This is a genomic window from Paenibacillus dendritiformis (assembly GCF_945605565.1).
Classification (GTDB): domain Bacteria; phylum Bacillota; class Bacilli; order Paenibacillales; family Paenibacillaceae; genus Paenibacillus_B; species Paenibacillus_B dendritiformis_A.
In genome coordinates this window covers 1167935-1181072 of record NZ_OX216966.1, presented here as the reverse complement: position 1 = coordinate 1181072, position 13138 = coordinate 1167935, and the positions used below count along the sequence as shown (strand labels likewise).

10 protein-coding genes are annotated in these 13138 nt (G+C 57.2%); 2 read left to right on the top strand and 8 right to left on the bottom strand.

Features of this window, described 5'->3' with window-relative positions; genetic code table 11:
- Positions 1–93: 93 nt before the first annotated feature.
- Entirely contained in the window at positions 94–1626 is a 1533-nt protein-coding gene (locus NNL35_RS05215) for a cobyrinic acid a,c-diamide synthase CobB (protein WP_006679224.1), read from the bottom strand.
- A gap of 179 nt (positions 1627–1805) precedes the next feature.
- Between NNL35_RS05215 and NNL35_RS05210 the strand changes: the two genes are divergently transcribed.
- Positions 1806–2852 carry an alpha/beta hydrolase gene (locus NNL35_RS05210; protein ID WP_006679225.1) on the top strand — a complete coding sequence of 349 codons (1047 nt, stop codon included), beginning with the start codon at positions 1806–1808 and terminating at the stop codon, positions 2850–2852.
- A gap of 389 nt (positions 2853–3241) precedes the next feature.
- Here NNL35_RS05210 and NNL35_RS05205 read toward each other — a convergent pair whose 3' ends face one another.
- The 6 genes from NNL35_RS05205 to NNL35_RS05180 form a co-directional block, all read right to left on the bottom strand.
- Positions 3242–3664, bottom strand: coding sequence for a hypothetical protein (locus NNL35_RS05205; RefSeq protein WP_254552997.1), 423 nt, complete (start codon positions 3662–3664; stop codon positions 3242–3244).
- Positions 3665–4263: 599 nt separating this feature from the next.
- Complete coding sequence (locus NNL35_RS05200) at positions 4264–5988, bottom strand: DUF4091 domain-containing protein (protein WP_254552995.1); 1725 nt, start codon at positions 5986–5988, stop codon at positions 4264–4266.
- Positions 5989–6170: 182 nt separating this feature from the next.
- Complete coding sequence (locus NNL35_RS05195; protein WP_006679516.1) at positions 6171–7922, bottom strand: glycoside hydrolase family 35 protein; 1752 nt, start codon at positions 7920–7922, stop codon at positions 6171–6173.
- A gap of 204 nt (positions 7923–8126) precedes the next feature.
- Positions 8127–9398, bottom strand: coding sequence for a methyl-accepting chemotaxis protein (locus tag NNL35_RS05190; protein ID WP_006679515.1), 1272 nt, complete (start codon positions 9396–9398; stop codon positions 8127–8129).
- Between the two features lie 41 nt (positions 9399–9439).
- Complete coding sequence (locus NNL35_RS05185) at positions 9440–9862, bottom strand: disulfide oxidoreductase (protein ID WP_006679514.1); 423 nt, start codon at positions 9860–9862, stop codon at positions 9440–9442.
- Positions 9863–9882: 20 nt separating this feature from the next.
- A complete protein-coding gene (locus tag NNL35_RS05180) occupies positions 9883–10533 on the bottom strand; it encodes a thioredoxin domain-containing protein (RefSeq protein ID WP_006679513.1) in 651 nt (216 codons plus the stop codon).
- 315 nt (positions 10534–10848) lie between these two features.
- Between NNL35_RS05180 and NNL35_RS05175 the strand changes: the two genes are divergently transcribed.
- Positions 10849–11628, top strand: a complete 780-nt coding sequence (locus tag NNL35_RS05175; protein WP_006679512.1) for a class I SAM-dependent methyltransferase — start codon at positions 10849–10851, stop codon at positions 11626–11628.
- A 76-nt stretch (positions 11629–11704) separates the two neighbouring features.
- Here the strand turns inward: NNL35_RS05175 and NNL35_RS05170 are convergent, their stop codons facing one another.
- The gene (locus tag NNL35_RS05170; RefSeq protein WP_006677828.1) at positions 11705–13021 is read right to left on the bottom strand and encodes a hypothetical protein; all 1317 of its coding nucleotides are present in this window, start codon (positions 13019–13021) and stop codon (positions 11705–11707) included.
- Positions 13022–13138: the final 117 nt, after the last annotated feature.

Here is a 13138-nt window from a genome sequence, read left to right as displayed (position 1 = left end):
ATAGTTGGCGCTAGTCGGCACTTGCCGCAATCGCGGCATAGCTAGCTGGATATCGTATACTGGCCTTGACATTTTTAGACCCGTACTGATTCATTATATACGTTTTTGACGAAATGCGACACAGGCCTGGCGCCAATTCGCCACGATCTCCGGATTCGACGCGAAATGCAGATGCGTATACCCGGCAACGAGCGGCAGACCGGCCGGATGAACCGCTCCTTCCGGCTTCTCTCCGGCCCTTCCCCGGGACAGATAGGCCGGAGGATAAGCTTGCTTCGGCCCGGCCTCAGGCTCCTCGATCGTCGAATAATGGAACTCATGACCTCTCGCCGTGCCGCCCCGGAGCAAGAAGTTACCGTCCGTGCCGGTCACCTCCCGGTAACCCAGCGCGGCCAGCTTCGTTCCCATCCGCGTCTCGCCCGGAAGCAGACCGGCCAGCGGGCAGACTTCGCCGTTGACGGTAAGGAGCCGCTCCATCAGCAGCATATACCCGCCGCATTCGGCGAACGTCGGCATGCCCGCCTCCACGGCTTCCCGTATCGAACCGAGCGTCCGGCCGCATCGCGCCAATTGCTCGGCAAATGCCTCGGGGAAGCCGCCCCCGATATAGAGCCCGTCGGCATCCTCGGGCACCGGCTCGTCCAGGAGGGGCGAGAACCGCACCAGCTCGAAGCCTGCCTCTTCGAGCATCTCCAGATTATCCGCGTAATAGAAATGAAACGCGGCATCATAAGCGAGCGCCAGCCGCAGTCGCCGCTCCGACCCGCCGGTCGGCACATCCGTTCCGGCTCCTCCCGCCGGGCCCGCTTCATGCACGGACAAGGGGGCCGCGTCCGGCCGCTCCATCGCGCCGCCTCCGTTGACCGCCTCCTCCCGATTCGCCGCAGCAACCGTTGCAATCTGCAGCAGCGCCTCTATATCCGTATGCGCCTCGACGGCGTCGGCCATCCGGTCGAACAGCGTCTCCAGCCCGCCTCGCTCCACGGCCGGGACGAGACCGAGATGCCGCTCCGGCACCTGCAATCCGTCTTCCCGCAGCACATAGCCCACCAGCGGCACGCCGCACACCTGCTCTACCGCTTCCCGGATCAGCTTGCCATGGCCTTCGCTGCCAACCCGGTTCGCGATGACGCCAGCCAGGCGGACCTCAGGATCAAGCTGCTGGAAGCCGAGCACGATCGCCGCGGCGCTCCGCCCCATGCCTGACGCATCAATGACGAGCAGCACCGGGCAGTCGAGCTTCTTCGCAATCGAAGCCGCGCTCCCCTCATCGCTGTCGGCTCGGCGCCCGTCGTACATCCCCATCACGCCCTCGATAAGCGCGATATCCGCCGCGGCGGAATGGCGGAGGAAGGTCGACCTCATCGCTTCCGCTCCGCACATCCATTCATCCAGATTGCGAGAGTTTGCTCCGCATACGGCGGTATGATAAGTCGGATCGATGTAATCCGGCCCGCATTTGAACGGTTGGACCTTCCATCCCTGGCGGGTAAGCGCCCGCATCAGTCCAAGGGTGACCGTCGTCTTCCCGGTCCCGCTTCCAGTTCCGGCGATAAGCAGCCGGCGCGGCGCCTTCTTCGGATTACGCTCGATAAATGTCGAATGAGTTGAATGAAGTTCGGACATGGTGTCTTATCCTTTCGCATCTCTTTTTCCCCATTGTATAGAACCTCTACCGCGAACGCCAATCGTGACCGGTTAGGCGAGCGGCAGTGTCAGGTCACCCGGGGATGTGTAAATTGCCATTTTCCTGCACAACCTAGTAACATCGTCTCGACAATAACTGACAAGGGGAACACGCGGATATGATCTACATCTTCCTGGCCTCCACCCTCATCATTATCTTCGTTCTAATCGCATGGATTGTTCCGAGATATGCCGTCCATCAGATGACCCGCAAAAAACCAGCCACCTACGACAATTGCTTCGAGCTGCTGGAGCAGTATCGCGTCTTCACCAAAAAAGAGTTCGACGATTGCGACAAAGAAGAAATTTTTATTCGCAGCCACGACGGATTGAAGCTTCACGGCACGTACATTGAAAAGCATCCCTATTCCGATCGAATTATCATTATCGTGCATGGATACACATCCGCCCTTCCGTGGTCGGCCCAATTCATGAACATGTTCTTCAAGCTCGGGTACAATGCCCTTTTGATCGATCAGCGGCGGCACGGACAGAGCGAGGGGATCCGCACCACCTTCGGATTGAAGGAAAAGCGCGACATTGAAGCCTGGGTAGAATGGATTATCGGGAATAAAGGAAAGGACTGCACCATCGGGCTGCATGGCCAGTCTTTTGGCGGGGGCACCGTGCTGGAGTACGCAGCCAATCCTCATCCGCGCGTGAAATTCATCGTTGCCGACTGTCCCTATTCCGATCTGACAGAGCTCATACGCCATCAGGTCACCGTACTGAATCGCCTTCCGACCTGGCCCTTCATGAAGCTGATCGACATCCTGCTGGAAAGCAAAGCCGGATTCCGCTTGCAAGATGTCAGCCCGATCAAGGTAATGCGAACCTGCAAGCTTCCGATCCTGTTCATCCACGGAGCAGCGGATATATTCGTCCCGACCAAAATGAGCATCGATATGTACGAGGCCAAGCCCGAGCCCAAGGAACTGCTGCTGATAGACCAAGCTACCCATGCGGTTGCCTATTGCTATGACAAAGAACGGTATGCCGACAAAGTAACCCAATTCGTCATCCAACAAACCGGCCTTCCTACTGCCCGCGAAATGGAGGAAATCGATCCGAGCAAACACCAAGACTCGGCCTCGGTTCAACAGCCATATCCCGCATACCAAGCCCAAGAAGAAGCAGCGCATGCGTCCATTCATCGCGCCACATGATGCTTCACAGCCAAGCCAACCGGGGAGTGCATGCCCGACATGCACTCGTCCCGGAACCGGAACCCTCGGGGGCAGTCATCGGTTCCCGCCTTGTTCCAGGATGACCGCCTCTGGAAGACTCTCCTAGCCATGCTACTTGCGTACTCATCATCTCAATAGCCCCTTCCACAGCTGGCTCTTTCTCCCCTTTTGGGCACTATCCCATCGGCTCATACCACCGGGAGAACCTGTACATCAGCACGTTAAATATTCTTGGCCGCCTTCGTTCCCTCTAGATTAACTCAATAACTGCTCTAACCCTTGCACCTGCTTTCCTACCCAACTTACTCGTTCCTGAGCCGCTAGCGGATTGCCCCTCTGCCTCCGCAGACCTCCCATCTCAAGTCCTTTTAGTCAATATCCCATCGACTCATAACTTGGGGATGGCGGTACATCAACCCAGCATCCCCATGGTCATTAGTTCTTGCCAAATACTCATCTTTTACCGCACTACGTCCTTTGCACCTTACGAATGAAGGCCCATTTTCAAGCAAAAGCAGCGAATAAAAGCAGCCTGCATCTACATCCATACCGGACCGATTCATTCCTGAGTCGTTGGGAGATTGATCATAAGAGTCATGCACGCAGCTTCCTTTCTGAGCCACGGGGAGATTGCTCATAAGCACCGCACCCACCTGCTTCCCTTCCTGAGCCACGGGGAGATTGCTCATAAGCACCGCACCCACCTGCTTCCCTTCCTGAGCCACGGGGAGATTGCTTATAAGCGCTGCACCCACCTGCTTCCCTTCCTGAGCCGCGGGGAGATTGCTCATAAGCGCCTCACCCACCTGCTTCCTTTCTGAGCCGCGGGGAGATTGCTCATAAGCGCCTCACCCACCTGCTTCCTTTCTGAGCCGCGGGGAGATTGCTCATAAGCACCGCACCCACCTGCTCCCCTTTCTGAGCCGCGGGGAGATTGCTCATAAGCGCCTCACCTACCTGCTTCCTTTCTGAGCCGTGGGGAGATTGCTCATAAGAACCGCATGCACCTGCTTCCTTTCTGAGCCGCGGGGAGATTGCTCATAAGAACCGCATGCACCTGCTTCCTTTCCTGAGCCGCAGGGAGTTTGCTCGTAAGCGCCGCACTCACCAGCTTCCTTTCTGAGCCGCGGGGAGATTGCTCGTAAGCGCCGCACTCACCTGCTTCCTTTCCTGAGCCGCGAGGAGATCGCACCTAAGCGCCGCACCTACCTGCTTCCCTTTCTGAGCCACGGGGTGATTGCTCATAAGCGCCACGTGCACCTGCTTCCCTTCCTGAGCCGCGGGGAGAATGTCTATAAGGGATACAATCCCCCCTCTATTCGACGACTCTCCGTCCTCCAAAATAAAAAGCGGCACCCGCAAAGTGCGGATGCCACCTGTATTCAATATGTTAGGCCTGAGCCGGGGCGGATGCAAGCTGGAACAGCAGGCTGTCGTAATCTTCGGCCTTGAGGCTGTACATGGCTTCGGGAGCAGCTCCGCGCTCGGGATCGCATTCCAGTATGTCTCCATACCGGAAAACGCGGTCAAGGGCAGCCTGCACCTGGGTGGATTTGCCCTCTGCCTTCATGATCTGCATCAATTCGTAGTCACGGATGCCGCGCTGGAGCCATTTATAACGCAGGGATAGCAAAGGCTTGCCGAGCGGACCCGGGTAGACGAAATTCGTATCTCCGGCCTTCCATATTTCAGAACGGTAGGCGATCCGTTCCAGCGGCTTATCGGGCCAGACGGTATAGTTCCAGCGCAAAAAGCCATCCGTGCCAAGGCGCTCCGCGAACCAAGCGATGAGACGGCTCTCCAGCGGCGGGGAAGCCAGGAACGTATTCGGGCGGGCCGGGTTGCAGCAGACGTAATAGAGCAGCTTGCCCTCGATCGACGGACGCTGGTCCATCAGCCGCTGATGCTCCTTCACGACGCAATTGAACAAGGGCACATAATCGGATACGCCTTCCAAGCCTTTTTCCACAAACTCAACGTGGTTGATCGCAACCTTGTAACGGAAGGAAGGAGCCGCGCTGCGCAGCCAGGTCAGGCGGCGATTGAACAGATCGTACTCTGCCGGCTCGTCTGCCAAAATGCGGACGCGATCAATCCGGCCGGTCGTGACAAAGTGCTGCTCCAACGCCTGAACATACGCCTTCAAGTCCTGATCTTCCCGTATAAAGCGGTATGTTCCGCTCGCTTCATCGTAGTATCGAACCCTTACACCGTCGGGAGCCCCCTCGACAATGGCACCGTAACCCGATTCAGCTTCCTGCCAAATGTTCAACAGCCCGAAGACCTCAATCTCCTCGCGAATGCCATGCTTCTCTCCAAGCGCAATATATCGGTCCAGCGAGGAAAAATCATAATGGAAGGCTCCGTCCGCGCTTCTGCTGACGCCGACGATGCTGTACTCGAACAGATCGGACGGCTCGCGGTCGTTATGCGAGAATTGTCCGGACCACGGAATCTCGGATACGATGACGGTCAATGCCTTCTGCCCCAACTGGGCCATGCTCTCCAGGTACGCATCCAGCACGGAGAAATGCTCTTCCGTCCAGTACCCGGTATGGTATTTGCGAGCAATATTGGAGCTATGCTGCCACAAATCAAGATAAAACCGGTAATCGTGCGGCTCGGGCAGCGTGTCAGGCAATACGGTCCACCGGAAGTCGCATTCTCCTGCCAGCTGTTCGTCCTCGAACAACGTATGCGTGTAGATGCGCACCTTGCCTTCGTAGGTGCCCGGCTTCATCTTCTCGTCCGCATGCCATTCCACCCATACCGGCTGCACCTGCCGGGCTTGCACATGAATATGGGCATCCTCCAGCAGCAGATCGGCCTTCGGTGTGCCGTCATCATCTTCGATGAAGCCGATAAGCTTGATCTCCGGCTGTACGTGAACGCCCTCGGCCGTCACTTCGATTCGGGCGATGCGAAGCGCGCCCCCCTTCCAAAACAGCGCATCCGGCCGCGTCGTTAGCAGAAAAGGCTGATCATCCGCCACAAGCACCTGGAACGCGGCGCTGTCCCGCCTGCAACTGGCTATCTCATGCGGGGCACTGCCATCAGAAGCATGCTGGGTGTAATGGATCCATCCCTTCCATGTGCGCGTTTCCTTGTAGAACATATTTTTCAAGCCAATATACATCGAGTTCTCACTCCTCTGCCGCTCGCATGGTTCACGGCGCTGGCGAACCGCTGCTGCTGGAACTGAAATTGCGGTTGAACATCAACGTTTTTCCCATCATAACGCTTTGGCTAGAAAATCAACATGCAATATTTTGGCTATCTATATGAACGAAAGCCTATTTATTTCGACAGTGACGGAGCTGCCTCAAAGCGCAGCGGCTTCCCTTCCCGATGCAGCTCGAACACAATGATCTCATTCTCGCCCTGACGCAGAACCGGGGCCGGAACATAGAGCGCTTGCTGCGGGCCTACTTCCCAATAACGGCCCAGATTGAAGCCGTTCATGAAGACAACGCCCTTCTTCCATCCGTCCAGACGAAGGAAGGTATCTTTCGGCTCGTCCTCAATAACGAGCTTCGCTTCATAGAATCCGGGCTGCTCCTCTTCCCATGCCGCAGCAGCCGCCGCATCGAAGCTCAAGCCGGCCAGCGTCTCCAGCTCCAGCGAACGGACCTGCCAATGGAACAGGAACTGTCCGTTCAAGCGCACCCCGTGCGTTATGCCTTTGCGGTCGTACAGTTGAGGCCCGTAATTGACCCGGCCCATATTCTCGATCAGGATGTCCAGTTGAGCGCCGCCTTCTGGTATCGTGACCGGTATCGATTGCGGATTCCAGCGCTCCACGACGCCAACCAGCTTGCGATCGAGAAAGACCAGCGCCCGATCCCGCACATCCTGAATCGTTAACCGGCTCTCTGGACGCGGCCCGCTGACGCGAGTCGAATACATAATGAAGCCGTTGTTCTGGCCGTATTTCTCCATCGGTTCCGGACAGATGCTGTCCCGGACCTCCGTCATCGGCTCCAGCGTATCGAACAGCTTCACACGGCGGGTAACCGGGACGGAACCATAGTCCGCCTTCGGCGTATTCGCCGGCAGATCTCCTTCCGGAAGGGAGACATATTTGCCGATAACTTCACGGAATGCATGGTACTTCGGCGTCAAATCCCCGGCCTCGCTAATCGCCGCATCATAATCATAGCTTGTAACGGTCGGTTCATATTTATCGCTGTGGTTGGCGCCGCTGCCGAAGCCAAAGTTCGTGCCTCCGTGCACCATATAGAAATTAACGGAGGCGCCCATGCCGAGCATGTCGTCAAGCACGCGAGCCGCATCCTCCGCATCGCGGGTATGGTGCTGTTCGAACCAATGGTCGAACCAGCCGTTCCAATATTCCATGCACATAAGCGGCCCATCCGGCTGGTACTCCTTGAGCTTGTCGAACGCTTCCTTCGGGCGGGAACCGAAGTTGACGGTCGCGAGCACGCCTTCCGCCATGCCTCCCTGCAGCATATCATCCTGAGGGCCGTCCGAGGTGAACAGCAGCACGTCGACTCCGCGCTCGATCAGCATCGCCCGCTGCGCTTGCAGATAGGCCTGATCGTTGCCGTAGCTTCCATATTCGTTCTCGATCTGAACGGCAATAATCGGACCGCCCTTGGTAGCCAACAGCGGCGTCAGTTGAGGGAGCAGCGCATCATAATAAGCTGCCACCTTCTCCAAAAAGCGCGGATCGTTGCAGCGCAATCTCATGTCATCCTTCAACAGCCAAGCTGGCAGGCCGCCGAATTCCCACTCGGCGCAAATGTACGGGCTTGGGCGAACAATCACATACAAGCCAAGCTCGCCGGCGAGACGGACGAATTCCGCCACATCCGACATGCCTTCGAAATGGAACTCGCCCTCGCGCGGCTCATGCAGATTCCAGGCTACGTACGTCTCGATGCAGTTGCAGCCCATCGCCTTGATTTTGCGCAGGCGATCCTCCCAATAGGCCGGCACGACGCGAAAATAATGTATCGCACCGGAAATAAGCTGAATGGGGCGGTCTCCCATCGTAAATTGCCCTTGGTCATAAGAAAGCGTTGTCATTGGTTTCTCTCCTTCGCCGATATCATCCTGATAATACCTGCTCCTTCGATCTATAGCAGACCTTACCTTCATGATAGCGGTTTTCCTGCAAATGAACATGCAATTTTTTTGCCACCTGCATGCACAAATGTTGCAAAAAGAGACTTGCCCCGCTCATATCGGTGCAAGTCTCGTTCAAGTCCATTATCCCATTCGGCTTGAGGCTCAGCCTCGGAACACTTCCGTCTGCCGCTTCAAGCGGACTGCCTGTTCTCGCAGCACTTCCGAGGATGCCGCGATCTCCTGCATCATCGCGGTCTGCTCCTGCGTGGCGCTCGCTACCTGCCTTGTGCCTGACGCCATCTCTCCCACGACGACGGCCATCTGCTTCGTCTGCCCGAGGGTAGCTGCAAATTGCTCGGTCTGCTGTCCGACCGCCGATGCAATATCGCGCATTGAGGAGGATGCCCGCCGGGTTACTTCCGCAATCGTGTGAAGCGCTTCCGCGGCATCGTCTTTTTTTCCCGCTTCGACGCTCACCATCTCCACCTGTGCGGTAATGAGCCGAACCGCTTCTTCAACCTGGGACTGCATATGTACGATGCGCTCGTTAATGCTGCCGACGGCTTCAGCGCTCTGTTCGGCGAGCTTGCGCACCTGGGAGGCGATAACCGCGAAGCCGGCCCCCTGCTCTCCGGCCCGGGCCGCTTCGATCGAAGCATTCAAGGCGAGGAGATGCGTCTGATCCGCGATCTCCCGCACGGCGATGGAGATATCCCCAATCTGGGCGGCCTGATCATTCAGGCGTTCCACCGTCTGAATGGAGGCTTGGCCGGATTCCGCGGCATGAAGCATGCCGTCGATAATCGATTTGAGCATGTCCTCGCTGTCGGCCAGCGCTCCCAGCATGTCGGAGGTCATCCGCTCGGTGTCGCTTGCCTGGCGCTGCACGTCCAGCGCGGATTCGTGGATCCGCTCGACCGTCGCCGCTGATTCGGCCGTCCATTCGGCCTGCTGCTCGGCCCCCCGGTTCATCTCCTCCGCCGTCCGTGAAATATGCTCAATCTGCTCGGCGGCCGCCGACATCGCATCCCCCAGCATCTCCGTATTGCGCGTCGTGATCTCCACGCTCTGCTTAATCTCCGCAATCATGCTACGGAGATTACGTATCATCGTCCCGAATGATTCGACGAGAACGCGAATCTCATCATGAAACCGGTAGGCCGGAATGTCGACATTCAGATTGCCCTGCGCCGCTTCGTCAGCCGCCTTCGCCAACTGGGTCAGCGGCTTGACGATGAAGCGGGCGGCCAGCCAGCCAAGGAAGCATGTCCAGAAGATGCCAAGCGCAAAAATAATGGCATCATAGACCACGGCGTTCATATCCGGCGCCAATACCGGCTTCAAAATAAAGATGAAAAATCCGCTGGTCGCATACGTGACCGCCGATACGATCAGCAACCCCAACACCATTTTCGCCTGAAATCCGAATTTCATCTTGTCATCTCCCCATGATTGATGAACGGTATGGTTTGTCTCTACTCTTCGGATTCGTCCTTACTCGCGGTGAACAACAGGATCGTAATCAAGACAAAAGCAACGAGAGCCAACAACGGAATCGTAATCCAACCGAATAAATCAAGGTAATCGGAACCGCAAGGCACGCCGGTCCGGCAAGGCGAGATCTCCTCCATGCCAGGAACTTTCTGCACCATGTAATGATAAATGGACACCGAGCCTCCGATAATCGACAGCGGCAAGGTGTAGCGGAAAATCCCCCGGTCGCCGCGGTAAGCGGCAATCCCCAGCAGCAGAACAAGCGGGTACATGAAGATACGCTGTACCCAGCACAGCTTGCATGGCTCCCAGAGCAGAATTTCGCTCATATATAAGCTGCCGCCCGTCGCGATGACGGCGACGAGCCAAGCGAGATGCAAAGCATATCTTCGAATGCTCGACATAGCGGTTCCCCCAGTTCCGTTTATTTCGCCTGCTCCAAAGCTTTATCGATCATCGCTTTGAGGCCTTCATAATCAAGATAATCGCCGTTGAACTCCACACCGTCCACGAACACCGTCGGCGTGCCGTGGACCTGGGCCTGAGCCGCTTGCTGTTCGTCCTTCATCACTTCATCCCGCATCGTGCGATCCTGAAGCGCCTTTTCCAGCTGGGCCGTATCGAGATCCGGCACAGTACGCTGGGCGAAATCGACGAGGAACGGCGCGGTCGCCCAGTCTTTTCTCTCTTCCTGCTGCGCGCGGTACAGCTCATGATGGAACGACCAGAACGCTTCCGGCTGCTGGCGGAACACCTCTTCGGCCGTCTCGGCCGCCAATTCGGAGCCCGGAATGACGAGTTTATTCAAAAACGTGAATTTCACTTTGCCAGTGTCAATATAGTCCGCTTTCAATTGAGGGTATACGGTATCATTCCAAATTTTGCAGGCCGGGCACTTGTAATCGCCGAATTCCACTATCGACACGGCGGCATCGGCATTCCCAAGCGTAGGCTGTCCCTCGATGTTGAATTCAACCGGAGGCTGGTTCGCCATCTCTTCCTGCTTCATTTTCTCCCCTTGCTGATTCAATACATAAATGAGAACGGCCAAAACGACAATCGCGATGGGGATCATTAACAAAAAGGCGCGGTCATTTCCTTTTTTTCCTTTGCGCGAGCTTGAGGTCGCTCGGTGTTTCGTAGTTTTTGCCAATGGATTCACCCTTTTCTACTTGTTTCTTCCTTTCTTAACTGTAATAGATATACGGACAATTTTCCATTTGTTTTAATAATTTTCTCTTCAAATCTGTGAGGTATGTCACTGTTTGTTAACATAATAAATTAACTTATTGTTATTAGTTATAAAAATAATAGGATTCATATATTTAATCAATAAAGTAGTTTGTGCCATAATCAAGCCATACCGAAGCCAAAAAGGAGTGAGCTAGTAATGGCAGATGAGTGGTGTCCTGAACTGTATGACAGCAAGCTAGGGTTCGTGTCCGCCCATGGGCAAAATGTGATTGGCCTGCTCCAGCCAATGGCAGGGGAATCGGTGCTGGATGTCGGCTGCGGCACCGGAGATATCACGGCCCGCATCCGGGAGAGCGGCGCTCATGTGGTCGGCATCGACAAATCGGAGGCGATGATTGCACAGGCGCGCAGCAAATACCCGGAGCTGCGATTCATGGTCGCGGACGCGGAATGTCCCCTTCCTGACACGCTGGCTGAAGCGTTCGATGCCGTATTCTCGAACGCGGCGCTGCACTGGATGAAGGCGGCGGACCAGGTTCTCGCCGAAGTATGGCGATGCTTGCGGCCGGGAGGGCGGTTCGTCGGGGAGTTCGGCGGCCGGGGGAATATCCGGACCGTGGAGCAAGCCATCGAGGACGTGCTGCTTGCCGAATACGGAATCGAAGCCTCTGCCTTCCATCCGTGGTATTTCCCTCCCTTGGGGGAATACGCCTCGCGGCTGGAGGCGGCCGGCTTCCATGTCGATATGGCCGTTCATTTCAATCGGCCTACCGTGCTGCCGGATGGCGATGCCGGAATGGATTACTGGCTGGAGAGCTTCGCCAAGCCCTTCGTCCGCGCCGTGGGGGAGAAGGAGTCGGGCCGCCTGTTCCGCCTCGTTAAAGAACGGTGCCGGCCTTCGTTGTACAGCGGGGACGAATGGACCTTGGACTACGCAAGGCTGCGGTTCGCGGCGCATAAGCCGCTGCGCGGATGAAGGACAAGAGCGCGAGCGGATCATCCGGCTCGCGCTCTTGTCTAGGCGTTCAGCGTGCAGAGGTGCGAATCAATGCTTAGTGGCCGTGACCGCCATGCCCCGCTCCGGACTGCGCCTCGATTTCCAGCAGCGCGTCCAGGGCGCTCTGCACGCTCGGCATCACGGTCTCCGCCGCTCCGGTAAGCCAGGCCGCATTGAACGGCCCTTCGACCGGCGTCTCCTTATAGCGGGGACGAACGGATTCGAGATAGGCCTGCACCTGCGGCGGGACCTTGCCTCCGCTCGTCCACAGCAGCGGAGCGTGCTTGCCCAGATGGGCGAACGGCGCCTGAATGACCGCCAGTTGCTCATCGCCTTCGCGCACGAAGGAGAAATTATGTCCCGGCGTCCTAATCCTCCATCCGAAGCCTGTCTGCGGATCGTAGTACTTGGCGAACGCGATCGCCAGATCGATCGGATTGTCCGCCGCTATCCGCTCCACTCTGCCAAAAGCCTTTAATGGCTCCAGCACTTCCTCGGGAATGAGCTCCTTCGGGCCTAACACGTACATTACGGCTTTTTTGCGCCGCTTGGCGAGGGCGTCGGCAGTCGCCTGCGGAATGCCTTGCCGGGACACATAGAGCACCGGCTCCGGCATATGGGCTATCCAGTTGACAGCCGGCATCGCGTAGGCTGCATCTTCGCTGGAAGCGATAATGACCGAGGACGGCTGTTCCTTGCTTACGCGCGTATAATAGGCGTCGATGGCCGAGGCGACGCGGGCCGGATCGTCGCCCGGAATCGCATCGACCTTCAGATCCAGCCCGCGAAGCTCCTTCAGGACGTCATCACTGACCTTGCCGACGACAATGACCTGGATGCCATTGTTGTCGGGAGAGCCGGCAGGCTTCAGCCGCTTCAGCTCTGCCAGCGTATCGTCGGGAATGCCTTCGGCGTCAAGATAGAGCAAGGGCCCGTTATTCGGGAAATGGATTAAATCCGCCGCCGCCATCGCAACGGCCCAGTCCTCCTTCGGCACCAGCACGACGGCGTTCGGCCGCTGATTATCCGTTCCGGCAGGCCATACCGTACGCGACACGTAGACCGCGGCCTTCACCGGATCGTTCGTATTGATGCGGACCATATTTTTCATGGCGATCCAGGGCGCATCGAGTGCCCGCTCCTCCGCCATCGGCTCGCCGGCATGGAACGCGGCCTCTCCTGACACCGGCTCGCTCTTCTCGCAGCCGGCAGCAAGCAGCAGGACTCCGGCAAGCAGGACGGCTGCCCAAGGCAGACGGGCAGTCCGCCTGAAGCGCTGACCCTGTCCCCGCATCGATTGAAGTGCTGCCCTCCATGCCGATTCCCGGGTCCTGCGGCGGCCAGGGCGATCGCCATGTTCGACTGTCGTCATTGTATACCCACTCCTCTCTTCATACATTCTGTAAAGTTATTTCCATAGTTGTCTCCATTTACACGATCCTGTCTCCAGCAGCATGTTCCGGTACCGCTTGGCCTGCCCTTCCTTACC

What these genes read in the sequence shown, in the direction of transcription:
- NNL35_RS05215 (WP_006679224.1), bottom strand. Translation starts at nt 1,626, where the DNA reads ATGTCCGAACTTCATTCAACTCATTCGACATTTATCGAGCGTAATCCG.
- NNL35_RS05210 (WP_006679225.1), top strand. Translation starts at nt 1,806, where the DNA reads ATGATCTACATCTTCCTGGCCTCCACCCTCATCATTATCTTCGTTCTA.
- NNL35_RS05205 (WP_254552997.1), bottom strand. Translation starts at nt 3,664, where the DNA reads ATGAGCAATCTCCCCGCGGCTCAGGAAGGGAAGCAGGTGGGTGCAGCG.
- NNL35_RS05200 (WP_254552995.1), bottom strand. Translation starts at nt 5,988, where the DNA reads ATGTTCTACAAGGAAACGCGCACATGGAAGGGATGGATCCATTACACC.
- NNL35_RS05195 (WP_006679516.1), bottom strand. Translation starts at nt 7,922, where the DNA reads ATGACAACGCTTTCTTATGACCAAGGGCAATTTACGATGGGAGACCGC.
- NNL35_RS05190 (WP_006679515.1), bottom strand. Translation starts at nt 9,398, where the DNA reads ATGAAATTCGGATTTCAGGCGAAAATGGTGTTGGGGTTGCTGATCGTA.
- NNL35_RS05185 (WP_006679514.1), bottom strand. Translation starts at nt 9,862, where the DNA reads ATGTCGAGCATTCGAAGATATGCTTTGCATCTCGCTTGGCTCGTCGCC.
- NNL35_RS05180 (WP_006679513.1), bottom strand. Translation starts at nt 10,533, where the DNA reads ATGATCCCCATCGCGATTGTCGTTTTGGCCGTTCTCATTTATGTATTG.
- NNL35_RS05175 (WP_006679512.1), top strand. Translation starts at nt 10,849, where the DNA reads ATGGCAGATGAGTGGTGTCCTGAACTGTATGACAGCAAGCTAGGGTTC.
- NNL35_RS05170 (WP_006677828.1), bottom strand. Translation starts at nt 13,021, where the DNA reads ATGACGACAGTCGAACATGGCGATCGCCCTGGCCGCCGCAGGACCCGG.